Source organism: Streptomyces cirratus (genome assembly GCF_014650775.1).
Lineage (GTDB): Bacteria > Actinomycetota > Actinomycetes > Streptomycetales > Streptomycetaceae > Streptomyces > Streptomyces cirratus.
Map to the genome: position 1 here is coordinate 20,357 of NZ_BMVP01000028.1, position 23,231 is coordinate 43,587.

The following is a 23,231-nucleotide window of genomic DNA, read 5'->3' on the forward strand; positions in this document are numbered from 1 at the left end:
CGGCTCAGCTGCCGTGGGAGCGGGAGCCCAGGCTCTTCATCAGGTCGAGGACGCGGTCCGGGGTCGGCCGGGCCATCTCCTCGACGAGTCGCCCATCGGAGAGGAACACGACGCGGTCGGCGTAGCCGGCGGCGACGGGGTCGTGGGTGACCATGACCACGGTCTGGCCCAGCTCGCGCACCGAGTCCCGGAGGAAGCCGAGGACCTCGGCCCCGGCGCGCGAGTCGAGGTTGCCGGTGGGCTCGTCGCCGAAGACGATCGCCGGGCGCGAGGCCAGGGCGCGGGCGACGGCAACGCGCTGCTGCTGGCCGCCGGACAGCTGGACGGGCCGGTGGCCGAGCCGGTCGGCGAGGCCGACCATGGAGACGATCCGGTCCAGCCACGCGCGATCGGGATGACGGCCTGCGATGTCCATCGGCAGGGTGATGTTCTCCAGGGCGGTCAGCGTCGGCAGCAGGTTGAACGCCTGGAAGACGAACCCGACGCGGTCCCGGCGCAGTTGCGTGAGCTGCCGGTCCCCGAGTCGGGCGAGTTCGGTGGTGCCGACGCGTACCGACCCGGACGTGGGCGAGTCGAGTCCGGCGGCGCAGTGCATCAGGGTGGATTTGCCGCAGCCCGAAGGGCCCATGATCGCGGTGAACTCGCCCTCCCGGAAGGCGACGCTGACCCGGTCCAGAGCGACCACCCGGGTGTCGCCGCTGCCATAGACCTTGGACAAGTCGGTGGTGGCGGCCGCGATGCCGGTCGTCGGGTGCGGCGACAGGAGGTCGGCGGTCATAGGGGGCTCCTCTTCTCGTACGGAAAGCGCACGTGAAGGGTCTCCGGGGAACGTATCGGGGCCTGGACCGCCGTGTATCGGTGGCCGCTCGGGCGTGCGGCAAGGCTGTAGCGAGCCGGGCACGGACAAGGGCCTCCCCGCGGTGTCCACACGTAGGGGGCGCGGACACCACGGGGAGGCCCGGGAGGGGCGCCGCCGTTACCGGTGTCCGGCCTGGCCGGCGACGAAGCGGGCAAGCGCGCCGACGGCCAGGAGCGTCCCGCCGAGGAACAACCCGATCACACCGGGCACTCCGGCGGTCTGTCCCGTCTCGCCCGCCGCGGGTTTCGCAGTGACACCGCCGCCGACGAGCAGCAGGGACAGGCCCGTGTGAGAGCGTCGATGCACAGGACGCCACGGGACAGGGCGGTGGTGCGGACGGACGGGTTCACGGTGGCCTCTTCGCAGTGGGTCCCGCGCCGGGTCCGGTACAGGAGACGGTGTCCGTCAAAGAGTGACGGAGCAAGGTATCGGCCCCTGGGCTGCCGTGTATCAGTGCCCGCTCCACGGCGTGCCGACCCCGCGGGCGTCCGTCACGGGGGGCAGCCGGAGGGTGGCGACGGCCCCGCCGTCCGGGGCGTTGGCCAGCAGCAGTTCGGCGCCGAGTACGCGTGCCTGGCCGAAGGCGATGGTGAGCCCCAGGCCGTGACCCGAGCCGCGTTCCCGGGCGCCGGTGTGGAAGCGGCGCGGGCCGTGGAGCAGCAGGTCGGACGGGAACCCGGGGCCGTGGTCACGGACGACGACCGTCGGTCCGTCGACGGTGACCTGGACCGGGCCGGCACCGTGGCGGTGCGCGTTGACGACGAGGTTGCCCACGATCCGCTCCAGGCGGCGCGGGTCGGTCTCCACCGTCCGCGCGCCGCCGTCGGCGACGGCCTCAGCGGCCTCGGTGACCTCGGCGGCGAGACCGGTACGGGAGACCGCCTCGGCGACCACGGCACCGAGCGGCACCCGGACGCGGACCGCTTCTTCGGCGCCGGCGTCCAGGCGGGAGATCTCCAGGAGGTCCTCGACCAGGTCGCGCAGGTCACGCACCCGGGCCCGCAGCAGGTCCTCGGTCTCGCCGTCAGGAAGGAGGTCGACGGCGGCGAGCAATCCCCCGACGGGGGTGCGCAGTTCGTGGGCCACGTCCGCGGTGAACCGGCGCTCGGTGCGCAGCCGCAGTGCAAGGCTGTCGGCCATCCGGTCGACGGTCGCGGCGATGTCCGCGACTTCGTCACGGCCCTTCGTAGGCCCGGAGCGGGCGTCCAGGTCCCCGGCGGAGATCCGCGCCGCCGTCTCGGCGACCCGGCCCAGTCTCCGGGACAGGAAGCCCGCGCCGTAGACGGCCAGGGGAACGGCGCCCGCGAGCGCGACGAGTGAGGCGACCGCCATGGCCGCGTCGAGGCGCGACAAGTTGGCGCGGTCCGGGCTCAGGTTGATCTGGACGGCGAGGACCGGGCTGCCCCGGCCACCGGTGCGCTGGGCCGCCCAGACGCTCGGCCCGACGTTGCCGTCGGCTTGCCCGTCGTAGACGTGGTGCCGTTCGCTGTCAGCCGGGGCCCCTAGGGCGGCGGGCAGGTCGTCGGGATCGAGTTCGGCGCCGTCGGTGAGGACGCCGGTGCGGCGGTAGACGTCCATGGCCGCGTACAGGGTGTTCATCGCCCGTGCCTCGCCCCGGCTGCGAATGTCCTGGGCGGTCCACAGGTGCACCAGGACGCCGACCGCCGCCACGACGAGCAGGGCCGTGGCCGCGGCGAGCGCGGCGATCTTCCGGCGCAGCGGGGCGCGGCCCGCCCACGGCATGCGGAGGGAACGCACGCTCACCGCCGGAACTTGTATCCAAAGCCCCGGACCGTCTCGACCCGGTCCCGGCCCACCTTCCGGCGCAGCCGCTGCACGCACAGGTCGACGACCCGACTGTCCCCGTCCCAGCCGTACTCCCAGACGTCCCTCAGGAGGGTGTGCCGCTCGAGCACGACCCCGGGGTGGGCGGCGAACTCCAGCAGCAGCTTGAGCTCCGTCGGGGTGAGCGCCACCGGCCGGCCAGCGAGGAACACCTCCATCCCGGCGGTGTCGATCCTCAGGTCCCCGAACTCCAGCACGTCCGCCCCGGCCGGCCGGCTGCCGGCCTGAGCCGGTCCCTCTGCGGGGACGGGCGAGTACGTGGCACGCCGCAGCAGCGAACGTATGCGGGCCACCAGGACGTAGGTCTCGACCGGTTTGACGATGTAGTCGTCCGCCCCGGCCTCCAGTCCGGCGACCACGTCCAGCCCGTCGCCGCGCGCGGACATCATCAGCACCGGCACCAGACTGGTCTCCCGGACCCGGCGGCACAGCCCGATCCCGTCGAGGCCGGGCAGCATCACGTCAAGGATCAACAGGTCGAAGTCGTGCTCACGGAAGGCTTCGAGCCCGGCGAGGCCGTCGGAGACGGCCCGCACGTCGTAGCCATAGCGCTCCAGGGCGATGGAGAACGACCGGCGGATCAGGTCATCGTCCTCAACGAGGAGCACGCGGGCGGTCTGCGCGGAGGAGACGGGCGACGACAAAGGCACTCCTGTTCAAACGACGGACGCGCGGACGGGCCGGCTTCACGGCCCCGACGTGCGGGCGACCGCCCCGCAATCGGAACGATACGGCAGCTAGCGGACAGGCCAGCGCCTCGTACGGACACCCGCAGCCATGGGGCCACCCTCCTCGCAGCCGGAGAAACCGCAGGTCGCGTCCCTGCCGGCCGTCAGGCGACGGCGCCCGGCATGCCGTCGGGTGACTCGCCGGACACTCCGGTTCGATACCAGCCCGAGCCCCCTCCGACACGCCCCGGATACAAAAGGCCACCGGGCTGCCGGCACAACAACGAAGGCCCTGATGTCTGACCAGGGCTTTCGTTCAAGAGCGGATGAGGGGAATCGAACCCGCGCTATAGGGTTGGGAACCCCTCAGGACATGATGATCATGGCCCGAGCATAGGAATCCGCGGGTCGGCGGTTCTCATGCCCGTAAGGTCACCGGAGGTCGTCGGAGGTCCTACGGTTTCGGCGACGCGGGCGGTGCGGACGGTTCCGGGAGCGCATTGGGCTGGGCCTCCTTCGGGAGGGACCAGACGTGCTTCGGTGTCACGATCTTGGTGATCCTGCTGGCGATGAGGGAACTGAGGTTGCCGAACTTCCCATCGACGTCGGAGTTCACGACGATCACCAGGGTGGCGCGGTCCTGCGGGAGGCGGACGGCGATGGTCTCGTAGCCGGGGAGCTCGCCGTTGTGGCCGATCCAGCCGTTGAAATCGGCGATGCCGAGCCCGTAGCCCAACCCAGGGTGCCCGGTGGGCAGCATGCGCAGCCGCTGCGCCTGGGTGTCCGGTGCCAGCAGCCGGTCGCCGTCCGGCAGCTGCCCGCGGACCAGGGTCGGAACCCAGGTGTGCAGGTCGTCGATGGTGGAGATCGTCGCGCCGGCCGCCCAGCCCCAGGACGGGTTCCAGCCGGCGGCGTCGACGGTCGCGCCGTCCGGGGTGAAGTTCGTGTAGCCGTGCACGTACGGACTGGTGATCTCAGCGCCGGTCGGCAGCGAGGTCGCGTGCATGCCGGCCGGTGCGAAGACGTGCCGCTGCAGGTAGGTGTGCAGTGGCTGCCCGCTGATCTTCTCGACGAGCAGGCCGAGCAGGACGGTGTTGGTGTTCGAGTACTCCCAGCGCGCCCCGGGCGTGAAGTTCGCCGGATGCCGGAAGGCGATGTCCAGCAGCTGCTGCGGGGTCCAGGCGCGGTACGGGTCGGCCTTGAAGGCGGCCAGCCAGCGCGGGTCCTCGGTGTAGTCGTAGAGGCCGCTGCGCATCTCGCCGAGCTGCCGGACGGTGATGCGGTCGCCGCCTGGCACCCCGTTGAGGTAAGTCGAGATCGGCGCGTCGAGCCGTACCTTCCCGTCGTCGACGAGCTGGAGGACGCCGGTGATGGTGAAGGTCTTGGTGACGCTGCCGACGCGGGTGTGCATGTCGGTCTTGATGGGGGTGCCGGTGGTCTTGTCGGAGGTGCCGAAGGCGCGTACGTAGGCGTCGTCGCCGTCGATCCACAGGCCGACGCCCACACCAGGGATGCCGGCCTCGCGCATGGCCCCAGTGATCGCGTCGTCGAGCTCCTCGGCGATTACGTCGTCGATGCCGACCCGGCCCGGCGGGGCGGCGGCGGGGGCCTGGCCCGCGCACAGCGCGGTCAGCAGGAGGGAGGCGGCGGCCGCGACGGTGAGCGTGCGGTACCGGCCCATGGAGCATCACCTCTGACGCACGTCTTCGAGCGGTATCCGAATCCCCGAGCCGACCTTCACAGCGTAGGAAACCGGATCCGGGGCGGCGACCTGGGCCGCGGGAGCGGCCGCGGACACCGGCACCGCCGGCGCCTCCAGATTCCTGCAAACCTCCGCAGAAGCCCTGATCGTGCCGGGCGGCGCGGGTCAGGCAAGATCCGGAAGAGACGGCTCAGTAGGACGGTGAACCACCGCCGGGTCACAGACGGGCACCCTGACGACGGGTCCGGCGAAGGGATCCCCGGCCCGCGGCGGCCGGGTGGGCGCACGGCGAACGGCCTCGCGCTCGTCGCGCCGGTGCAGACGTCAGCGCACCGCCTACACCGGGCCCCGTCGGTGCGGCTCGCAGAGATCACCCGGCTGCCCGGCACGGCCGCGCGGGACCCTCACCCGCTGCTCTCGCACACTCGTGGGAGCGCCGCGCGGGGTGGCGCGGTGCCCGAGGGAGCGACCGAGGTGACTGTGGGACGACGTGCCGTGTTGGAGGCGCTGCTGGCCGCGGGGCTGGGGCCCGGTCCGAACACTCTGGCCGCGCCGACGGCCCGGGGGCGCGGGACCGCTCCCGTCGCGGGCCCCCGGCCGCCGGCGGGGCTTCTCGGGCGAGAGATCCGGCGGCTACCCACGTCCCGCAGGGTGGTGGCGCTCACCTTCAACGCCGCGTGGGACGAGAGCGGCCTGGGCACGGTACTGGCGGAGCTGCGCCGACGAAGGGCGCCCGCCACGTTCTTCCCCACGGGGATGTACGCCGAGGCCCGTCGGGCGGCCGTGCGCGCGATGGCCGAGGCGGGGCACGGGCTGGGCAACCACTCCTACAGCCACCCCTACTTCGACGACCTGAGTACGCGGGAGCGGGCGCGGGAGGTCCGCGCGGCGGATGCGGCGATCCGTAAGGCGTCGGGGGCCGAGCCCCTGCCGTTCTTCCGGTTCCCGTACAGCTCGACGACCGAGGATTCGGTTGCGGACGTCAACGACCTGGGTTACGCGGCGATCGAGTTCACCAACGACACGAACGGCTACCTGGGGCCGGCCGGCGGCATGACCGTGAACGAGGCGGTACGCAGGGCGGTGGACTCGCTGGAGCCCGGGGCCGTCCTGCAGATGCATGTGGGGAGCAGCACGGGTGACGGGGTGGTACTCGACGCCGAGGCCCTGCCGAAGATCATCGACGCGGCCCTGGAGGAGGAGTACGCGGTCGTGGACCTGCGCGAGTTCCTCGCGTCGCAAGCTCCGTGACCGCGGCGGCGGGGCGCGGCTTGGCCTGCGATGTCGGCGGGATGGGCGTCCCGGTCCCGCCGACATCGCCCCCAGCCTCCCCCGCCGCCGTCGGTTCGTCGCCGGGTTGTCGCCTCGAGGCCATAGCCCCCGTGGTCGCCTCCGACCTCCTCGCCAAGGGATTCGCCGCCCGGCTGGCCGGCGGCCCCTCGGCGGACGCGTGGGAGGTCAAGCTGATGGCGTACGGGACGACTGCACGTCCATGGGCGCGGCCGACATCCATTGCCGCGTCGCCCCGTGGGGAACTCGTCGTCATCCAACAACAACGGGAGTAGCCGAGACGGGCGAAGACGCCGATCTGGTAGTTCTCGGTGCGGCCGGCGGTGCCGGAGTATTGGCGCTGGACCCCGGCCGGGGTGATGCCCTTCTTGACGAAGCCGGTGTCGTCGACAACGAGCACCCCGCCGTCCTCACCGAGATGCCCGTCGACATAGGACTGGAGGTCGTCGTCACGGACGCTGTCTGCGTCCCAGTTTGCCCTGTTCAGCAACCGCGCGGTGGGAGCGGTAGCGGCGTCGCTGAGGTACTGGAACATGACCCCTGACAGTGAGCATGGTGGAGGCATCGTTCGGGGGTCTGACTCGTTCCTTGACAGTGACGTCCCGGGCGAAGGGCGCTCTTGGGGGAACTGGTGCCTCCGGGGCAACTCTGACACCATCTCAGCCGAGATGATCAACAAGGGTTTGATCCGTCTCACCTGCATCGACCTAGTCATGCAGTCGTAGAGCACTGAGAAGATCTGAGGACGACCTTGAAGACCTTACGGACCCGCATACCGCACCTGGTGACGGCCGTGTTGCTGCTGCTGGGTGCGATGACCGCCGCGACCGCGCAGGCGCAGGCCGCCCCTCAGCGGGTTGCGGGCAGCGCGAACGTCTGCTCCGACGCCGCCATTCCGGCCGGCTGGGTCATCACCAGCTCGTACCGGGGCAGCGGCTGCACCACCGGTGTCTGGTACACCATCGCCGATACGAGCGGGTTCAACTCCGGCTCCGTGTGCTCCCAGTCCCCCATCCCGGCAGGGTGGGTCATCACGAGCTCGTACAGCACGAGCAACTGCGCCGGCACCGGGGTCGCCTACAACATCGGCAACACCGCCGGCCAGAACTCCGCCGCCGTGTGCTCCCAGTCCCCCATCCCCACCGGATGGGTCATCACCAGCTCGTACAGCACCAGCAACTGCACCGGCACCGGCGTCGCCTACAACATCGGCAACACCGCCGGCCAGAGCTACGGGGTCGTGTGCTCCCAGTCCCCCATCCCCGCAGGGTGGGTCGTCACTGGCGCGTACAGCACGAGCAACTGCACCGGCACCGGGGTCGCCTACAACATCGGCAACACCGCCGGCCAGAACTCCGCCACCGTGTGCTCCTACTCCCCCATCCCCACCGGATGGGTCGTCAGCGGCTCGTTCCGGAGCACCAGCTGCGTCGGCACGACCCTCGGCTACAACATCCGCAAGGCCTGACCGGCCGCCCTCGGGCCGGCCCAGCTCAACACGGCCCGGACCTGCCCGGCCCAGCCTGGTCGCAGCACAGAGCCCCGCACCGCCAGGTGCGGGGCTTTCCCATCCAACTTGCCTCAAGAATGGCCCGGCGCACCGGCGCGGCACTCAGCTCCCAGTCCCGGATGGCCTTCCGCCTCACAATCGAAGGGAGCAGCAGTATGCGGTACCGCATCGTGGACAAGGCGGACTTCACCGTCGTCGGGTTCAAGACCCGGGTACCGCTGGAGCACGCGGGCCCGAACCGGCGATCACGAACTTTGTCCGCGGGATCGCCCCGCAGGCTCTGGAGCGCCTGGAGAAACTGTCGGACCAGGAGCCGCACGGCATCGTTGCGGTCTGCGACGACCTGGACCCCAGCCGCGCCGAGGGCACCGAACTCGACTACCACCAAGGCGTGATCACCTCCGCTGCCGCTCCGGAGGGCACGACCGCCTTGCTCGTCCCGGCAGGCACCTGGGCAGTCTTCACCACCTCCGGGCCGGCGCCGCAGGCCATCCAGGAGCTATGGGGGACGTGTTCACCGAGTGGTTCCCGTCGAACCCGCACCACACCTGCGCCGGCCCCGAAATCCTGCGCACCCGCCCGTCGTCGGACAGGACCAGGGCCGACGCCGAACTGTGGCTCCCGGTGGAGCCGGCGCACGGCTGAACACAGCGGCATCAAAAAAACCTCTGCCGACGCCGAGCCGTCATATTGCCTTGATCTACTGGTTCTGAGTGAAGGCGGCGCGGTACGCGCTGGGAGTGAGTCCCGTCCTTCTCGACAGGTGCTGGCGCAGGGAGTCCGTGGTGGCGAGGCCACTGAGCTGGGCAACCTGGCCCATCGGCAGGTCCGTTGTCTCCAGGAGCTCCTGCGCCCGGATCACGCGCTGGTGGAGAAGCCACTGCAACGGGCTCAGGCCTGTTTCGTCGTGGAACCTGCGCGTCAGCGTGCGGACGCTGGTCGTCGCATGAGCGGCGAGGTCAGCACGGGTGAGCGGTTCGTGCAGGCGATCGAGCGCCCATGCCCGGGTCGCGGCCAGCGAGGTGCCCGTCTCGGGGGGCAGTGGCCTCGCAATGAACTGTGCCTGCCCACCCGGTCGCACCGGTGCCGCCACGACCAGTCTGGCGACGGCGTTGGCCGTCGCGGCGCCGTAGTCGGAACGGACCAGGTGCAGGCACAGATCGATGCCGGCGGACAGCCCCGCGGAAGTCAGGACATTGCCGTCCTCGACGTAAAGCACGTCGGGCCGCAGCTGGACAGAGGGGAAGCGGGCGGAGAACTCCTCGGACTTGGCCCAGTAGGTGGTGGCGCTGCGGCCGTCGAGCAGCCCGGCCTGGGCGAGAACGAACGCTCCTGTGCAGATCGCGGCTATGCGTTTACCCGCGGCCGACGCGCGGCGCAGCGCCGCGAGGACACTCGGCTCGATGTCCTCGCGGGCACCGGTTCCGGTCACGATGACGGTGTCGGCGTCGTCGACGACCTCCAGTCCATGGCGGACGGTGACCTCCAGACTGCTGGTGGCAACGGGACCGGGGTAGGCGGTGCAGACGCGCACCTGGTAGCCCGGGCGACCGTCTTTGATCGTCTCGCCGAGGACGAGCTCCGGAATCGACAGGTCGAAGGTGGTGGCAGGGGGTACCGCGACGACGGCAACTCGGTGCATGGCCCGAACCTCCGGTTGTTTGGCATTCGGGCCACTACCTTACGGATCACCCATGGCCGAGGGTGGAGCCGTTGGGGCGGGCCAGTCCCAACTCTTCGACCAGGGAGTGCGCACGTGTCCTTGTACGTCATCGTTGGAGCCGGAGCCGCGGGATCGGCCGCCGCACGGCTGTTGGCGGACGCCGACCAGCAGGTCCGGCTCATCACTCGCCGGGGCAGCGGACCAGCGCACGATCGGATCGAGCGGGTGGCCGCCGACGCCACCGATACCGCGCGGCTGATCGAGCTGACCCGCGGGGCGGCGGCCCTGTTCAACTGCGCCATGCCGGCCTACGACCGTTGGCCGTCCGAGTTCCCACCGCTCGCCGCCTCGTTGCTGGCGGCAGCGGAACGAAGCGGAGCGGACTACGTCATGCTCGGGAACACCTACGGCTACGGCCCCGTTGACGGACCCGCCACGGAGGACCTTCCCATGGCGCCAATCAGCGTCAAGGGTCGCGTCCGGGCCCAGATGTGGCACGACGCACTCGCCGCCCAGGAGAAGGGCCGGGTGCGGGTGACCGAGGTCCGGGCCAGTGACTACCTCGGTGCGGTCGCGTACTCGCCGTTCACGCTCATGGTGGGGGCACAGGTGCTGAGAGGTGGGCCCGCCTCGTACCCGGGAGATCTCGACGCCCCACACAGCTGGACCTACACCACGGACGCGGCCCGGACACTGATCGCCGCCGCCCGCAATGAGAAGTCCTGGGGCCGCGCCTGGCATGTGCCGTCCATCTCCCAGGCCCCGGTTCGCGAGCTGGCCGCACATCTGGCCCGGGCAGCTGCCGTACCCAGCCCCGAGCTGACACACATGACGAAGGCCGAGTTGCAGGCGATCGGACGAACCGATTCGGTCATGGCGGAGTTCCCGGAAATGCTGTATCTGTATGATCGCCCCAACATCCTTGATGCGTCGTTCACCGCAGAGCTCTTGAACATCGCGCCCACCCCGCTCGATACGGTCCTCGGCGAGATGGCGGCGGAGCACGGCCGGCCCGGAGCCTGACGAACGGTAGGTAGGCCGCACTGGGGGAATGCTGTGACGCACATGGGGGGCACCCGCGATCAAGCGGGGGTGGACACCAACAGGTCCGCTTTGTCCGCTGTTGGGCGTGTGCTCGGCAGAGCACCGTGGCCCGGGCCGGTGTTCTGCCCGGTCAGGCGGCTGTATCGAAACCGGAGGCGGCCGGTTCGTCTCCGCGGAGCTGGGTGAAGTCGACGTTCAGCTCCGGATCGTAAGCCTCAGGCTGGATGCCGAGTTCGTCGGTGGAGTACTCGCCGAACCGCTTGATGTGCTCGGTCAGGTACGGCGAGATCCGGGCCAGGTCCTCGGGGCCGACGGCGTGGCCTCCTCCTGGAGCTGGCGCACGATCTCGGCGATGTCCAGGGCGTTGTGGAAGATCACCGCGTTCGTGAGCAGCGCATTGAATTTCGCGGTCTTCTCCTGCTCGCCGGGATCGTTGTCGGTGATGACGCCGCCTTGGCCGAAGCCGATCCACTGGGAGAAGCCGATGTCGAGCATGCGGAAGACGATGGACGGTGCGAAGGCCGAGCGGGACGGCCAGCGTTCGCCGGGCCCGGCCGGCTGGCCGTCGTTGACCCAAGACCCACGACCACGCCGAGAACGCCGCACTGTGCGACGCCGCCCTGCGCACCGCAGGTCTCGGCACGATCGGACTGATCGGCTCAGCTGCCAAATGGGCGCGGTTCCGGCAACACCTGTCCAGCGAGGGCGACCACGACGACGCCGCCATCGTTCGGATCAAGACCCCCATTGGAATCACGGAGATCACTGGCAAGGAAACCGCCACGATCGCGGTGAGCGTCGCGGCCGACCTGCTCCGGACCTTCGAACAGGAAGAACGTGCTGAGTGAACGTCACCACGCGACTGGCCGTACCGTGGGGGATCGGCTTCGAAGAGGGGAACGCAACTGCGGTACAAGGTGACGGTGGATGTCGCGGCAGCGCCGGAGCGGGTGTGGGAGTTGCTGGCCGACATCGAGGGCTGGCCTCGCTGGACGGTGTCGAAGACGAGCGTACGGCTGTTGTCCGGCGGCCCGGTGGCGGTCGGGAGCGAGGCGGAGGTCCGGCAGCTCAAGCTGGCGACCGAGGTGTGGCAGGTCACCGAGATGGAGGCCGGGCGCAGCTTCGAGTGGCGCTCCCAGAACCCGGTGTTCACCACGATCAGTACGCACCGGATCGAGCCGCTCGGCGCGGGCCGGTCCCGCGTCGTGCTCGGCCTGCGGCAGAAGGGTTTCATGGCGCCGCTGCTCGCGCTGGCGTACGGCAAGCTGACTCGCCGGTACGTGGACATGGAGGCGGCCGGGCTGAAGCGGTACTGCGAGGCGATGAGCGGCTGAGCGCACGGGGCCGGAGCCCCGCACCGCCCCGCTCAGGCGCGCCACTTGCGGAAGACGCGCCGTACTGCGGTGCCGCGACTGGGCATGCCGCGGCACGGAGCACGGTCCTGAACTGGATCGTGGCTGTCCCGGCCAGGCCCGCGGCGTAGCCGGGCGGCGACATGACGACCAGCACGGAACAGATCGCCGGCGAAACGGGCGCCCTGGATCTGATGCGCGGGTACCTCGCCGCTGACCCGGAAGCCGTCGTTGCCGCCGCGGCGGCGGGCGCCGTGAGCCCGACCGCGGCCGCCTGCATGCGCCAGCGGGCCTCGGGGCTGCTGACCGAATCCGTCCTGGCCGGCCCCGACTTCTTCCCATGCCGCCGCGTGGTAATGGGGCCGGCGGACATCGAGTGGCTGGAGAGCATCCCCATGGAAACGGCCGTCGCCGAAGCCGTCCTGGCCCTCGCTGGCGACGGCGCAACACCGCGTCTCGCTCTGGACGACGCGCAGCTGGCCACTGTGTTCGCCCTGTCTGCTGTCGCCCGCTGTGTTGCCGTGTACGGACGGGAGGGCACCACCAACTCACTGCCCTCATCCGTCCGGAGGGGCCCGTGAGTACCGACGGCGAAGGCCGGCAGGTGGACGAACCCACCCTGGAGGAACTGGTGCTCGCCCACCTGGGCGCCCCGGGCGTCCCGGCCCTGCTCACCACGGCCATGGAGGCTGGGGCATGACCCTCCTGGACCTGCGCGGCCCTGTTCGAGTCACGATCGGCCTGCACCGCCGCGTGTTGTGGGCGGCTCTCGCCCTCGTGCTGCTGGCCGCCATCGCCCTGCCCGCCGGCCGCTGGTACATCCAGTCACTGGCAGAGGACCTGGCTGCGACCGGCCGGCCGCGGACTCGGATGCCGCATCCGGGCACGGTGTTCTCCACCTTGCTCCAGTGGCACGAAGTCCCCGTCTACCAGGTGATCGGGCCGGTGGCGGTGAGTTATGCCCTCCTCGGCGTCGCCGTGGGCACCCTGGCCGGTCTGCTGATCGGACGCACGGTACCCGCCATGGCCGCGGCCGTCACCATGGTCGGGATCGTCACGGCGGCCCTCGTCCTGACCCGCCCCTGGTTCTGGCCCACCCTCGACGGGCCCGCGCGAGGGGGCGAGGGGAACATTTCCGGTCCGGTCGACTTCATCGGGACCCGCTATCACCCCGAGTCCCACTTCTGGCCGCTGCAACCGGTCGAGAGTGCGCTCGTGCCGGCCCTCGCCGCCGCCGCGATCGTCGCGGCCTTCGCGCTCCTGCGCCGCCGGCACCGCTGACCGCTGCAACATGGAGACATCGTGACCGACAGCGCTTGACGTGTACCACTTGTGTGTACCGGCGGTACACACAAGCGGTACAGAGCAGTTCTCGAAACTGGTTGTATCTACCAGACCCACAAGCGGAATCATCACTGCCGCCACCCACTGTTCTGTTGGTCCTACCAGTCCCGAGGCCGGGGCCAGCGGGGTTAGCTGATGCTGATCGTCAAGTACGTCTCTCCGGGGCCGGGAGGGCGGCTCCAGGAGAGCGACTCGAAGGTGTGCAGCCGGCCCTCGGTGAGGGCGAGGCGAGGCAGGGTGACACCGTGGAGGCAGGCGATGGCGTCCAGGACGCGGGCTGCCGCCGCGGCCTGACCGTCCCCGTCGGGGGCATCGAACCCGAGGGTGGCCGAGGCCAGTTCGCCAGGTACGTCGCCGACGGTGGCTTCGAGCGTCCCGGCGCGCACGGTGAACGCGTAGCGCAGGGTGCCGCCCTTGGCGGCCGACACGTGGAAGAGCGGGATGCCCTGGCGCCACTCGTGCCAGATCACGATCGCCCACCCCCCGCCGGCCGAGACGGCCGGCGCGGGAGAGACGAAGCGCGCGGTGTCGAATCCTGCGGAAGGGACCTGTTCGAAGGCGAAACTCCAGCCCGACCCGGCCCGTCCGACGCTGAGAAGCGCCTTGTCGTCGTAGCTGGAGAAGACCTGCTGGCCGGATCGGTGGTGCCGGGTGACATCCCACTGCCGCAGGGGCGGGGAGAGCACCGTGCCGGGCGATGAGCCGAGCAGCGCGGGCAGCTCGTCCGGGGCTACGCCTTCGACGAGGATCATCCGGTAGTCGCTGACCGATGTCTGCCAGGGGCGCAGCCCGCCGGGCCGGACGAGCCAGGACAGGCCGTCGGGGTTCCGGTCGCCGGCGGGAACCGGGGCCGGGCCGCTCTCGCCGCCGCGCGGGGTCCGCAGGAGTTCGAGGCGCCGTTCCGCGGTCAGTACAGGGGCGAGCAGCGGGTCGGCGAGCAGGCCCACCGGCGCGATGTGGCCCGGGCCGAGCGGCTCCCACAACGGGATCGCGGCACGCAGAATGTGCCAGGCGGCATCGGTGTCGCCCCACCGGGCCTGCTCGCGGGCCTCATGGACGGCCGCGCCGAACGCTCCGCCGGGCCGGTAGCGGTACGTCCCCTCGCGTACGGCGCGCTGGATGTCAGCTGCGGCCCGGGCGGTGTCGGGGAAGATGGCAGGGTCGGAGTAATGCCAGTCCTCTGCGGGCCGGCCGCTGTTGAGCAGATCGGCGGCCGTCAAGGGGAGCTGTTCGCTGAGGAAGCGTGGGTTGTCGGGGTGCGGTGGCTGGACCCCGCGCCCACGCGATCCCTCCAGCTGCGCTATCTGATTCAGGAGTTCGAGTGCGTACGGCCGGCCGTACTTCTGCGCTTCCTCCAGCAGGGCGGCCGCCTCTTCGTGCCGGCCGCGCAGTGCTGCGGTCCGGGCCCGGGATACGGCGGCGTCCTGGGCCCGGGTCGTCCCGTTGACGAATGCGGGGCTGTCCTCGCCGTCCCGGCCGGGCGCGTGCGCGTGGAACTCCTGGTGCATGGCGACCATGAACGCCGCGAACGACGGATAGCGCTCAGGGTCCCCCTGGGCCCGCCAGGAAGCCCACACCCGCACCGCCCACTCGCCGTCCGGTCCCACGTCCTGCGGGTCGAGTAGCACGAAGGTGATATCCGACTCGACGTCCAGTTGCAGCGCCCGGGACCACAGGCCCACCTGCGCCCGCACTTCCTCGGGGTTGTCCTCCTCGCCCCAAAATTCGTCGAAATCCTCGCCGAGGCCCATCGCGTCGTCGTGCCAGTGCGCCTCGCGGGTGCCGGCCAGTTTCCAGACGAAGGCGCCGGCGTGCCGCCAGCCGTCGCTGACCCGCAGGAACTCGCGGTAGGAGGGCGGCATCGCGCGGCCGAGCCGGTTCTCCATCGCAGCGATGTCTGCCTCGGTGGCCGGATCGACGCCGAGCCATCTGCCCTGCCATGCTGCGACGTCGTCAGGGCTCAGCTCTTCAACGTCACCGTGCGCGTCCGCCCACTCCTCGCTCCACCGGGCCAGAAAGTTCCGCCAGTCGACATGTTTGATCTCCATGCCGGTGATCCTCGCAGCGGGCACCGACAACGGGGTGTCGCGATGTCATCCGGCACCGTAGGACTCCACATAGCCGAGACCTTCTCCAGGACGGCTTCGTCGAACTTGACGAGGATGCGGCGCTCGCCGCTGCGGTTGTTGAGGTACACGCGTTCCATCATGATTCCTCCTCGGTGGCTGGCTGTGGTGCGGTGAGGATCAGCGGCTGCTCGTGACGAGCGTGAGGGCGGCGGCGACCGTGTCGGCCAGGGTGGTGCATCGTCGGTGGCAACCCGGCCGGACTCATCCGCACCCGCCACAACGACGACATCGCCCGTCTCTCGACCTCGCCTGGTGGGACTGGCCCGCAGAGCACTTCACCGCACACATCCGGGCCATCATGTCCGGCACCGTCGACGACCTCGAAGAGATCGCTCCCCGGACCTGAGCACCGGCCCCTCACGAACAGCAGACGAGGAGGGGGCGAACGTTGCCTGAGGCGGCACTGGCTCGCGCGGCGGGCGCGGCGCGCCGAGGCGATCGTGGTGGACTCGGCAACACACCGTCATCAACCTGTGAAGGTTCTGCCGGACGCTGGTGCTCAGCTCGAATCCTCAGGCCCAGTCCAGCCGGCGCACTTCGCGCTTCTCATCGGGGGGAACCACACATGAGCACCGTACCCAGAGCCGCTGCCGTCCTCGCCGCCGTATCCGCACTGGCCGCCCTGACTGCCTGTGGACCCTCCGAGGACACCGCGGGGGGCGGGGCCGGCGGGTCGACCGCGAGCCCGGCGAAGTCCGCGACGCCGGCCGTACCGCCGACGCCGGCCAAGCCGACCGCGTCGGCCAAGCCGTCGACGACGTCGAAGCCGGCGAAGCTGCCGAAGCCGACGAAGTCCTCCACCGATCCCGGCTTCGACGTCTTCCCGTGCAGCACCTTCGACGTGAAGTTCACCGCGACCCTGGCGGAGCCCACGACGAGCAGCTACCTGCTGAAGATCACCAACAAGGGCACCAAGGCGTGCAGGGCACTGGGGCATCCGATCGTGACCTTCGGGGACCTGGCCGGCCGGGCCACCGAGCGCGGCACGGCTCCCGGAATCGAGGACGCGATCAGGCTCGACCCGGGGGAGTCGGCGTACGCCGGGCTGATGGGCGGCGCCAACGACGGCAAGGGCAAGACCGTCAACTCGATCGGGCTGACCATGAACACGGAGTCGGACCTGGAGCAGACCCCGCTGAAGGCGTCGACTCCCGGTCTGTACGTCTCGCCCGACAAGAACTCCGTGACGGCCTGGATGGTCAACGCCGAGGACGCTCTCAGCCTCTAGCGCTGTGTCGCGCGTGCCCTGGACCCGCCCGGCGCCGAAGCTCAGGCGAAGCGCCAGCGGGTCTGGCTGTACGGGGCCTTGCCGAAGCCGAAGACCGTGCGCGGGGCGACCGCGAAGACCACCGCCTCCCCGGTACCGGGGTTGACGAAGACGCCGTCGCCGACGTCGAAGTGCCATTCCGCGCCGTACTTCGCCTCCCACGCCGCGGCGAGCGCACGCAACCGTCCGGCGTCGGTCACCCGCACCGCCTCGCCCTCGACGACCAGGTCGAGGCCCCCGTGGAGGGAGTTGCTTCCGGTGGTGAGCGCGACGTTCGGATTGCCGCGGAGGTTCTCGGCCTTGCGCTCGTACGAACCCGTGCAGAAGTGAAGCGCGCCGTCCGCCCAGACACCGATGAGCGGCGTGACGTGCGGGCGCGCGTCGGGACGTACGGTCGTGAGCCAGTACAGCTCGGCCGCGGTCAGCTCCGCCACGGCCGTCGACCACGGGACGGCGGCCGCTTCCTCGTCGCTGTAGCGCTCGTCCAACCGGGTGTCGGGCATGGGTGAGGTGTTCATGGGCCTCCAGCCTCGCCCGAAGATGCGGGGAGTGCACGGCCGACATGCCCGTGCCTTCGGACGTCACCCGATCGGTTTCGGGCGCCGACCGGCGGCGGCCACGCCGTGGCGGCGAGCCACATAAATCAGGTAACTGTTGCGCTCGGGGTTGGGACAGCCGGGGGGGGGCAGCCCAGGACCGCCCTGCCCGTAGCGACGTCCAGGCCGAACTCGACGTTGGTGGTCATGCCCGGCATGGTGCGTCCATATGAGAGTGCGCCGCCTGCCCAAGAGCCCGCTCCTGGCGGGCCCCTTTCGCAGACCGGCCGCGAAGCCGGGTGAGGTGCCCGCACCTCCCCCGGCACCGCCAACGGCCCCGTGCCGGGGGAGGTCAGCCGGCGCAGCGACGCCCCGAACTCCCCCGCCGCAAACTCCGCCAGTGCGTCGGCGTCCTCGTCGGTGGAGCAGCCGGACAGCCCGTCAGGTCGTCGGCCAGGGCCGGCCACCGGTCACCGGTCACCGGTCACCGAGGCGGAACCGGCGCATCACGCCCCGGGGAGGGCCAGCACCTGTGAAGCGACCGTCGGCCCCGCGGGGACTCGATCTCGTCGTGGGCCAGCAGCCGGGCAACCAATCGACCGCGGCATCGAGGCGTTCACCCCGTACGCCACAGGCGAAGGACGCGTCGTCGTTCCCGGGGCACACACCGGGCCTCCCCGAGTGATACCACCCCGGTCACGGCCCGGCCGGTCCGGCACGGCACAGTGCGGGGCGGTGCGGTGCGGCGGTATCTCGTGCCCAGCTGCCGGGATAAGAAACGCATAAGATCGAACGCATGGGCGGGCAGGAGCAGGGCAAGCGAGGGCTCGGAGGTTGATAACTATGGTTCCCCTGCTTCTCGTTCTTCTGCTGGCTCTGATCCTCTTCGGCGCGGGATTCGCGGTGAAGATCCTCTGGTGGGTCGCCATCGCCGTCCTGGTGCTGTGGCTCATCGGCTTCGTCGCCCGACCCAAGGGCGGCAGCGGACGCTGGTACCGCTGGTAGCAGCACCAGCCGACGTCACTTTCACACCAGCGCAGCGGTACAACGGCGGCGGCCCGTCCCCAGAGCGGGGGCAGGCCGCCGCCGTTGTACCGTCGGGTCCGCAGGCACCCGGTACGCGGTAAAAATCCCAGGTACGGGGTATGCGCGCGGCAACCGGGAGAGCCGCCGGGACGCAGCAGGGGGAACCTGCTCACCTCCAACCACCAGCGGCCTCCCGGCCCCGCACCCCGCAGGACACGCAAGGCACCGGGCAAGGAGACCGCTGCGCGCCGCCCGCGCTCGCACCGCCCTAAGCGGTGCGCCGGTCGAGGCGCTGCCCGCGCGATCGGGAGGGGTGGCCGACAGGACACCGGCCCGTCTCGGGAACGAGGAAGGTCTCGTCTCCTTCCTCTGGAAGGAGACGAGACCTTGTGGAGCGCTGGGCAGGCCTTGCACCTGCATCCCCCCACGGGAAGTGGGGTGTCTTTCCTTGGACCACCAACGCCAGGCCCGGCAACTGGTGAAGCTGCGGACTCAAGATCAATCATACGGCATACCCGACGAGGTCACGCGGCTCGGGGGGGCCGTTGCCGGGCGGGGGGTGCCTGGAAACCAGCGGGACCGGCCAGCGTCACCCAGGTGAGGTGACCGGCTCGGTCGGGGCAGAGCAGAGCCCGGAAGAAGGAGTTCCCGCCCTGCAGGCACCATGCTCGAGGCGAAGCCGAGTCGGACGATGAGGCCCACACCGGGCGTGTAGGCACCACCCCCGGTCAGGCGCTGCGGGGTTTGCGGCCGGCTGTCTTCTTCGCCGGAGTCTGCTTCGCGGCGGTCTTCTTTGCCGCTGCCGTCTTCTTGGTCTTCTTCGCGGGCAGGTCGTGGACAGTGGCGTCGGTGCCCCCGGTGCTGCTGCGGGAGGCTTGGGCCTCACTGACGGACTTCTCCAGCACGGCCATCAGGTCCACGACCTCCGCCGAGGCGGGTGCCGGTGCCTCGACCGGTTCGGGTCGGGTGCCTGCGGCTTGGCCTCGATCAGCTTCTCCAAAGCCTCGCGGTACTTGCCGTGCATCTCGCCGAGATCCCTCCCGGAAAGGGTGTCCGCGAGCGCGACCGCCTCCTCGACCTCCTCGTCGGAGACCTCCACCTCGGGGACGTCGACGAGGGAGGGTTCCCGGATCTCGTCCGACCAACGCATCCCGCGCAAAACGATCACATCGTCCAGCACCCGCAGCAGCCCGAGCCGCTCACGGTCACGCATCGCGAACTTCGCCACCGCCACCTTCGGAGACAGCTCCAACGCCTGGCGCAGCAGTTCGTACGGTTTCGCGGCGACGCCCTCGGCGGCCAGGTAGGAGGAGGAGCCGATACGGATGAGGTCGATGCTCTCCGTGGGCACGAACGCGACGATCTCAATCACCTTCGCGGTGGGCAGGGGCAGCGCGTCCAAGTCCTCGTCGGTGACCGGGATGAGGGCGCCTGTCGCAGTCGCCCCGCTGCGCAGGTGAGCGGCGGGGGTGGGCGCCGAACCGGGAGCCCATGACGAAGCGGTCCCGGTCTTCCTGCACACCGGCCCGTGTGAGGGGCCGGATCCCGCCGCCGGCCATCCGTTCGCCGAGACCGGAGCGCTGCGGGCGTTCCGACGGTACACCGGCGAGGATCGCAGCGGGTGGGGGATCATACGGGTGCCGGACGATCCTGCGCGGGCGCAGGAGGCCGTGGACCAGGCCCTGCGCGCGGCCTTCCCCTCCCCGGAGGTCGCGCTCGTGCACGTACGGGCGGTGGAGTGCGGCTGTTTCCTCTACGAGGTGCGCCGGCCTTGACGGATCATCCTTCCGGTTTGAGTTCAGCCAGGCACCGGATCTGATCGGTGGCCCAGTACGTTGATCACCCGGCCGTTGGGGTCGCGGACGAAGAAGCGGCGTACCCCCCATTCCTCGTCCCGCAGGGAGTGGACGATCTCCGCGCCGCTCTCGCGCACGGCCGCGTAGGCCGCGTCCACGTCGTCCACCTCGATGCTCATGTCGGGGGTGACGGGTGCGGTCTTGTCCCCGGCCATGAGGCTGATCTGCGCCGTCGGGTTGGAAGGGGAGGCGAGCATCATGACCCAGCCGTGGTTCATGACCTCCTCGAAGCCGAGCAGGCCGTAGAACTCCCGGCTCTCCTCCATGGCCTCCGACCGGACATGGGGTACGACGCGGCGGACGGACATCGGCGACTCCTGGGTGGGTGGGTGACAGCTCAGGCCAGACCCGCGGCGATGGCGCGGCGGACGGCGTCCGCACGGTCGCGGATCCCGGCCTTGGCGAACAGGTTGTTGATGTGCGTCTTGACCGTGGCCTCGCTGATGAAGAGCCGCTCGGCGATGCCCCGGTTGGGCAGGCCCTCGCCGATCAGCGCGAGGACTTCGCGTTCGCGCGGGGTGAGGTCCTCGGGCAGGGGACGGTCGGCCGGGGGCGCGTGGGTCCTGGCGGTGGCGAGGAGGCGGTCCTGGACCTCGCGGTCGAGTACGGACTGGCCGGCGGCCGCGGCCCGGATCGCGCGGGTGATGTCCTGGCGTCCGGCGTTCTTGGTCAGGTAGCCGCGGGCCCCCGCGCCCAGCGCGCCGAGGATCGAGTCGTCGTCGGCGAAGGTCGTCAGGACCACCACGGCGACGGCCGGGTACTCACCGGCCAGCCGGCGGGTCGTCTCGATCCCGTCCATGACGGGCATCCTCAGATCCATGAGCACCACGTCCACCGGGCCGGCCGCGACCGCCGCCAGCACCTCGGTGGGGTTCGCCGCCGCCGCGACGACCTCGATGCCCTCGGCCAGGGCGAGGACCGCGGCGAGGGGCTCGCGGACGGCGGCCTGGTCGTCGGCGACGACCACCTTCAACTTCTGCGCCTGTGCTGCGGGTCCGGTCATTGAGGGATCACTGCCTCCACCTGCCAGTCGCCCTGGTGCGGGCCTTCCGTGACCGGGCCCGCGGTCAGCGTTCCCCCGAGCAAGGCTACGCGTTCGCGCATGCCGATCAGTCCCATCCCGCTGCCCGCGCCCGGGACCGCCGGGCGGGTGGCGGGGCGGTTGCGGATCCTCAGCACGGTCGACGCCGGGGCGAACTCCAGCTCCATGGAGACGGCTCCTCCGGGAGCGTGCCGGGCCGCGTTGGTCAGGGCCTCCTGGGCGATCCGCAGCAGGTTCTGGACCGTCTGGGCGGGCACCTCGCGCACCGTCCCGGTGACGGTGAGGACGTCCCGGTGGCCCGAGGAGGCGAGCATCGAGGCCAGGGTCTCCCGCAGCGGCAGCGCGTCCTCACGCAGGGCGTGGACGGTCCACTGTGCTTGCTTCAGGCTCTCCTTGACGAGGCGGTGGGCCTTGGTGTGGGCCTCGCGCACCTTCTCCAGGTCCCCCGTGTCGATCAGCGCGTCGGCCAGCTCCAGCTGCATGTTGATCCCGGCGAGGGAATGCGCCAGGACGTCGTGCACGTCCCGGGCGATCCGGCCGCGTTCGGTCAGCACGGCGGTGCGCGCCTCGGCGCGGGCGGCGCGTTCGGCCGACTCCGCCGCGTCGATCGCCGCCCGTACGGCCTGTCGCTGGCTGCGGTTGACGATGCCGATCAGGACTGGGGCGCCGGTGGTGAGGCCGAACACCCAGGGCAGCGCCTCGTGCCCCGGTCCCAGGCGGAAGTACAGCACGGCACCGCAGAGCAGGCTGCAGAATCCCGCCACGACGAGGGCCTGCCTGGTCTCCAGCCGGTATCCGATGTGGCCGGCGAGGAAGAAGGCGAAGAGGTAGCCCGTTCCGCTGCTGCTGAGGCCGATCAGGGCGGCCGCCGCGACGACCCCGAGCGTGAGCCAGCCGACGGCGATGCGCGGCGGGACCTTGTGTTCGGGCAGCCGGCGGGCCAGCAGCGCGGCGGAGTTGACCACGAACAGGGCTGCCACGGCCAGGCCCCGGCCGCTCGGCCCCATGGGCCGGATCGTCAGGAGTCCCACGACGACGACCGCGAGGGAGACCACCCACTGCACGCGCACGTCGTGCCCCGGTACAGGGCGCGCGCCCGCACTCCGGCCGGTGTCGTCGCCGGGGTGCGGGGCGCTCTGGTCTGCGGGCACAGGCCGAAGATACGGCACGGTCAGACCGTGGTGCCGAGCACGGGGCGGGTAGCGGCCGTCGCCACGGCCCGGCTGCGGATGTAGATCGTGGCCACCCGGGTGACGACCTCGGTGAGCGCCATCAGGACGAAGGCCGTGACCCACGCCTGCTGGCTGGTGATGTGGTGGGTGAGGCTGAACCGGGCCACGTCGTCGGCGCCTCCGCCGTGCTCCACCCAGGTCTGGAAGCCCATCCGGGCCCCCATCCCGGCGATCCAGAGGACCGCCGACACGGCGCCCGCCTTGATCAGGAGATCTCCGTCGAGGCTGCGGATCCGGGTGTAGATGCCGCCGGCGATGCCGAGCGCGGCGCCCACGGCCGTCAGGGCGCCGATCAGGACGAGGTCGTTGCCGTCGGTGGGGACGGAGTCCAGGTACGAGTACCCCACGAAGGCCACGATCGCCAGCGGGAGCAGGAAGGTCTTCTGGTCCAGACGGCCCTCCCGCAGCTGCCGGAAGACGATCAGGACGAGGGCTATGTCGGTGATCCACTCGGTTGCTGTCATGCCTCCAGACTGCTGCGGAGCCGCCTTCCGCACCTGGACCCGGGGGTGGAGAAGGGGGTGGAGATCCGGGCCGGGCGTCGCCGTGGCGGCGGCCCGCTCCGGCGGGCCGGACCGGGCGTGTCTGCACGGGTCCTGTCGGTGGCCACGGACGGGAAGGACCAGGGCGATTCGTTCGAAATGAGCGTCTGGCGGACCGATGGCGGCCTCCTGGACGACGCGGCACTGCTGCGCGTCGCGGAGAAGGTCCTGCCGGCCCTCCCGGGGTGGTCCCCGGCCGGCTGACGCCACGGCCGGCCGGCGCATGGGCCATGTTTCGGGCGCGGTCCCGTGCTCTCGCTCCTAGTACTCCAGCAGCGTTTCGCTATCTGGCCTGGTCAGGAGGGCGCGTCGGGAGTGTAGTGG

The 23,231-nt window shown here is 70.8% G+C and carries 25 protein-coding genes and 5 pseudogenes; 14 read left to right on the plus strand and 16 right to left on the minus strand.

The annotated features are described in order from the left end of the window. Positions 1 to 4: 4 nt before the first annotated feature. The 5 genes from IE207_RS32065 to IE207_RS32085 all read right to left on the minus strand — a co-directional run bounded on the left by IE207_RS32065 (position 5) and on the right by IE207_RS32085 (position 5,053). Positions 5 to 778: an ABC transporter ATP-binding protein gene (locus IE207_RS32065; RefSeq protein ID WP_190187848.1), complete on the minus strand. Its 774-nt coding sequence runs from the start codon at positions 776 to 778 to the stop codon at positions 5 to 7. A gap of 198 nt (positions 779 to 976) precedes the next feature. Next, the gene (locus tag IE207_RS32070; RefSeq protein ID WP_190187849.1) at positions 977 to 1,165 is read right to left on the minus strand and encodes a hypothetical protein; all 189 of its coding nucleotides are present in this window, start codon (positions 1,163 to 1,165) and stop codon (positions 977 to 979) included. Between the two features lie 144 nt (positions 1,166 to 1,309). Further along, the gene (locus IE207_RS32075; RefSeq protein ID WP_190187870.1) at positions 1,310 to 2,602 is read right to left on the minus strand and encodes an ATP-binding protein; all 1,293 of its coding nucleotides are present in this window, start codon (positions 2,600 to 2,602) and stop codon (positions 1,310 to 1,312) included. 17 nt (positions 2,603 to 2,619) lie between these two features. Then, positions 2,620 to 3,348, minus strand: coding sequence for a two-component system response regulator CseB (gene cseB, locus IE207_RS32080; protein ID WP_229874252.1), 729 nt, complete (start codon positions 3,346 to 3,348; stop codon positions 2,620 to 2,622). A gap of 478 nt (positions 3,349 to 3,826) precedes the next feature. Further along, positions 3,827 to 5,053, minus strand: coding sequence for a serine hydrolase domain-containing protein (locus IE207_RS32085; protein ID WP_190187850.1), 1,227 nt, complete (start codon positions 5,051 to 5,053; stop codon positions 3,827 to 3,829). A gap of 495 nt (positions 5,054 to 5,548) precedes the next feature. Here IE207_RS32085 and IE207_RS32090 point away from each other — a divergent pair, with 495 nt between their 5' ends. After that, entirely contained in the window at positions 5,549 to 6,325 is a 777-nt protein-coding gene (locus IE207_RS32090; RefSeq protein WP_229874254.1) for a polysaccharide deacetylase family protein, read from the plus strand. A 325-nt stretch (positions 6,326 to 6,650) separates the two neighbouring features. Here the strand turns inward: IE207_RS32090 and IE207_RS32095 are convergent. Then, a pseudogene (locus IE207_RS32095) lies at positions 6,651 to 6,857 on the minus strand (transposase); the annotation flags it as partial. A gap of 258 nt (positions 6,858 to 7,115) precedes the next feature. Here IE207_RS32095 and IE207_RS32100 point away from each other — a divergent pair. After that, complete coding sequence (locus tag IE207_RS32100) at positions 7,116 to 7,832, plus strand: hypothetical protein (protein WP_190187851.1); 717 nt, start codon at positions 7,116 to 7,118, stop codon at positions 7,830 to 7,832. A gap of 122 nt (positions 7,833 to 7,954) precedes the next feature. Beyond that, a pseudogene (locus IE207_RS32105) lies at positions 7,955 to 8,519 on the plus strand (GyrI-like domain-containing protein); the annotation flags it as partial. A 55-nt stretch (positions 8,520 to 8,574) separates the two neighbouring features. On the opposite strand, the gene IE207_RS32110 reads toward IE207_RS32105, so the two are convergent. Continuing rightward, complete coding sequence (locus IE207_RS32110; protein ID WP_190187852.1) at positions 8,575 to 9,516, minus strand: GlxA family transcriptional regulator; 942 nt, start codon at positions 9,514 to 9,516, stop codon at positions 8,575 to 8,577. 141 nt (positions 9,517 to 9,657) lie between these two features. Here IE207_RS32110 and IE207_RS32115 point away from each other — a divergent pair. Next, positions 9,658 to 10,560, plus strand: a pseudogene (locus tag IE207_RS32115) (NAD-dependent epimerase/dehydratase family protein); the annotation flags it as partial. Positions 10,561 to 10,854: 294 nt separating this feature from the next. On the opposite strand, the gene IE207_RS32120 reads toward IE207_RS32115, so the two are convergent. After that, the gene (locus IE207_RS32120) at positions 10,855 to 11,076 is read right to left on the minus strand and encodes a Tn3 family transposase (RefSeq protein WP_190187854.1); all 222 of its coding nucleotides are present in this window, start codon (positions 11,074 to 11,076) and stop codon (positions 10,855 to 10,857) included. 83 nt (positions 11,077 to 11,159) lie between these two features. On the opposite strand from IE207_RS32120, the pseudogene IE207_RS32125 reads away from it, so the two are divergent. The 5 genes and pseudogenes from IE207_RS32125 to IE207_RS32145 form a co-directional block, all read left to right on the plus strand. Continuing rightward, positions 11,160 to 11,429: pseudogene (locus IE207_RS32125) on the plus strand (XdhC family protein); the annotation flags it as partial. Between the two features lie 69 nt (positions 11,430 to 11,498). Continuing rightward, on the plus strand, positions 11,499 to 11,915 hold the full coding sequence (locus IE207_RS32130; protein WP_373304809.1) for an SRPBCC family protein: 417 nt from the start codon (positions 11,499 to 11,501) through the stop codon (positions 11,913 to 11,915). 161 nt (positions 11,916 to 12,076) lie between these two features. After that, positions 12,077 to 12,514 (plus strand): hypothetical protein, encoded by a 438-nt coding sequence (locus IE207_RS32135; protein WP_190187872.1) that lies wholly within the window; start codon positions 12,077 to 12,079, stop codon positions 12,512 to 12,514. Next, the gene (locus IE207_RS32140) at positions 12,511 to 12,633 is read left to right on the plus strand and encodes a hypothetical protein (protein ID WP_417814623.1); all 123 of its coding nucleotides are present in this window, start codon (positions 12,511 to 12,513) and stop codon (positions 12,631 to 12,633) included. Before IE207_RS32135 ends, IE207_RS32140 begins: the two co-directional genes overlap by 4 nt. Beyond that, complete coding sequence (locus IE207_RS32145) at positions 12,630 to 13,214, plus strand: ABC-2 membrane transporter-related protein (protein ID WP_190187856.1); 585 nt, start codon at positions 12,630 to 12,632, stop codon at positions 13,212 to 13,214. Before IE207_RS32140 ends, IE207_RS32145 begins: the two co-directional genes overlap by 4 nt. Before the next feature lie 191 nt (positions 13,215 to 13,405). On the opposite strand, the gene IE207_RS32150 is transcribed toward IE207_RS32145, so the two are convergent. Next, a complete protein-coding gene (locus IE207_RS32150) occupies positions 13,406 to 15,325 on the minus strand; it encodes an SMI1/KNR4 family protein (protein WP_190187857.1) in 1,920 nt (639 codons plus the stop codon). A gap of 245 nt (positions 15,326 to 15,570) precedes the next feature. Between IE207_RS32150 and IE207_RS33655 the strand changes: the two are divergent. Both IE207_RS33655 and IE207_RS32155 read left to right on the plus strand, forming a co-directional pair. After that, positions 15,571 to 15,752: pseudogene (locus IE207_RS33655) on the plus strand (antibiotic acetyltransferase); the annotation flags it as partial. 219 nt (positions 15,753 to 15,971) lie between these two features. Then, positions 15,972 to 16,634, plus strand: coding sequence for a DUF4232 domain-containing protein (locus IE207_RS32155; RefSeq protein ID WP_190187858.1), 663 nt, complete (start codon positions 15,972 to 15,974; stop codon positions 16,632 to 16,634). A gap of 41 nt (positions 16,635 to 16,675) precedes the next feature. Here IE207_RS32155 and IE207_RS32160 read toward each other — a convergent pair whose 3' ends face one another. Then, on the minus strand, positions 16,676 to 17,191 hold the full coding sequence (locus IE207_RS32160; protein WP_190187859.1) for a pyridoxamine 5'-phosphate oxidase family protein: 516 nt from the start codon (positions 17,189 to 17,191) through the stop codon (positions 16,676 to 16,678). Between the two features lie 861 nt (positions 17,192 to 18,052). On the opposite strand from IE207_RS32160, the gene IE207_RS32165 reads away from it, so the two are divergent. Beyond that, positions 18,053 to 18,214 carry a hypothetical protein gene (locus IE207_RS32165; protein WP_037792689.1) on the plus strand — a complete coding sequence of 54 codons (162 nt, stop codon included), beginning with the start codon at positions 18,053 to 18,055 and terminating at the stop codon, positions 18,212 to 18,214. A gap of 749 nt (positions 18,215 to 18,963) precedes the next feature. Here IE207_RS32165 and IE207_RS33660 read toward each other — a convergent pair. Both IE207_RS33660 and IE207_RS32175 read right to left on the minus strand, forming a co-directional pair. Beyond that, positions 18,964 to 19,155, minus strand: a complete 192-nt coding sequence (locus IE207_RS33660) for a hypothetical protein (protein ID WP_229874256.1) — start codon at positions 19,153 to 19,155, stop codon at positions 18,964 to 18,966. Further along, the gene (locus IE207_RS32175; protein ID WP_229874258.1) at positions 19,146 to 19,757 is read right to left on the minus strand and encodes a Ku protein; all 612 of its coding nucleotides are present in this window, start codon (positions 19,755 to 19,757) and stop codon (positions 19,146 to 19,148) included. The genes IE207_RS33660 and IE207_RS32175 overlap by 10 nt, the downstream gene beginning before the upstream one ends. Between IE207_RS32175 and IE207_RS32180 the strand changes: the two genes are divergently transcribed. Next, positions 19,705 to 20,010 (plus strand): DUF1203 domain-containing protein, encoded by a 306-nt coding sequence (locus IE207_RS32180; RefSeq protein ID WP_229874263.1) that lies wholly within the window; start codon positions 19,705 to 19,707, stop codon positions 20,008 to 20,010. The genes IE207_RS32175 and IE207_RS32180 overlap by 53 nt on opposite strands. A 23-nt stretch (positions 20,011 to 20,033) precedes the next feature. On the opposite strand, the gene IE207_RS32185 is transcribed toward IE207_RS32180, so the two are convergent. The 4 genes from IE207_RS32185 to IE207_RS32200 are packed head-to-tail and all read right to left on the minus strand — an operon-like array spanning position 20,034 to position 22,829. Next, positions 20,034 to 20,399, minus strand: a complete 366-nt coding sequence (locus tag IE207_RS32185) for a VOC family protein (RefSeq protein ID WP_190187861.1) — start codon at positions 20,397 to 20,399, stop codon at positions 20,034 to 20,036. 29 nt (positions 20,400 to 20,428) lie between these two features. After that, on the minus strand, positions 20,429 to 21,094 hold the full coding sequence (locus IE207_RS32190; RefSeq protein ID WP_190187862.1) for a response regulator transcription factor: 666 nt from the start codon (positions 21,092 to 21,094) through the stop codon (positions 20,429 to 20,431). Beyond that, on the minus strand, positions 21,091 to 22,302 hold the full coding sequence (locus IE207_RS32195) for a sensor histidine kinase (RefSeq protein WP_190187863.1): 1,212 nt from the start codon (positions 22,300 to 22,302) through the stop codon (positions 21,091 to 21,093). Before IE207_RS32195 ends, IE207_RS32190 begins: the two co-directional genes overlap by 4 nt. A 2-nt stretch (positions 22,303 to 22,304) precedes the next feature. Next, a complete protein-coding gene (locus tag IE207_RS32200; protein WP_190187864.1) occupies positions 22,305 to 22,829 on the minus strand; it encodes a hypothetical protein in 525 nt (174 codons plus the stop codon). A gap of 117 nt (positions 22,830 to 22,946) precedes the next feature. Here IE207_RS32200 and IE207_RS32205 point away from each other — a divergent pair, with 117 nt between their 5' ends. Continuing rightward, positions 22,947 to 23,111: a hypothetical protein gene (locus IE207_RS32205; protein ID WP_190187865.1), complete on the plus strand. Its 165-nt coding sequence runs from the start codon at positions 22,947 to 22,949 to the stop codon at positions 23,109 to 23,111. Positions 23,112 to 23,231: the final 120 nt, after the last annotated feature.

Coding starts and splice junctions, on each gene's coding strand:
- IE207_RS32150 (WP_190187857.1), bottom strand. CDS start 15,325: ATGGAGATCAAACATGTCGACTGGCGGAACTTTCTGGCCCGGTGGAGC.
- IE207_RS32120 (WP_190187854.1), bottom strand. CDS start 11,076: ATGCTCGACATCGGCTTCTCCCAGTGGATCGGCTTCGGCCAAGGCGGC.
- IE207_RS32155 (WP_190187858.1), top strand. CDS start 15,972: ATGAGCACCGTACCCAGAGCCGCTGCCGTCCTCGCCGCCGTATCCGCA.
- IE207_RS32110 (WP_190187852.1), bottom strand. CDS start 9,516: ATGCACCGAGTTGCCGTCGTCGCGGTACCCCCTGCCACCACCTTCGAC.
- IE207_RS32075 (WP_190187870.1), bottom strand. CDS start 2,602: ATGCCGTGGGCGGGCCGCGCCCCGCTGCGCCGGAAGATCGCCGCGCTC.
- IE207_RS32085 (WP_190187850.1), bottom strand. CDS start 5,053: ATGGGCCGGTACCGCACGCTCACCGTCGCGGCCGCCGCCTCCCTCCTG.
- IE207_RS32200 (WP_190187864.1), bottom strand. CDS start 22,829: ATGACAGCAACCGAGTGGATCACCGACATAGCCCTCGTCCTGATCGTC.
- IE207_RS32160 (WP_190187859.1), bottom strand. CDS start 17,191: ATGAACACCTCACCCATGCCCGACACCCGGTTGGACGAGCGCTACAGC.
- IE207_RS32135 (WP_190187872.1), top strand. CDS start 12,077: ATGACGACCAGCACGGAACAGATCGCCGGCGAAACGGGCGCCCTGGAT.
- IE207_RS32065 (WP_190187848.1), bottom strand. CDS start 778: ATGACCGCCGACCTCCTGTCGCCGCACCCGACGACCGGCATCGCGGCC.
- IE207_RS32145 (WP_190187856.1), top strand. CDS start 12,630: ATGACCCTCCTGGACCTGCGCGGCCCTGTTCGAGTCACGATCGGCCTG.
- IE207_RS32165 (WP_037792689.1), top strand. CDS start 18,053: ATGGTTCCCCTGCTTCTCGTTCTTCTGCTGGCTCTGATCCTCTTCGGC.
- IE207_RS32185 (WP_190187861.1), bottom strand. CDS start 20,399: ATGTCCGTCCGCCGCGTCGTACCCCATGTCCGGTCGGAGGCCATGGAG.
- IE207_RS32190 (WP_190187862.1), bottom strand. CDS start 21,094: ATGACCGGACCCGCAGCACAGGCGCAGAAGTTGAAGGTGGTCGTCGCC.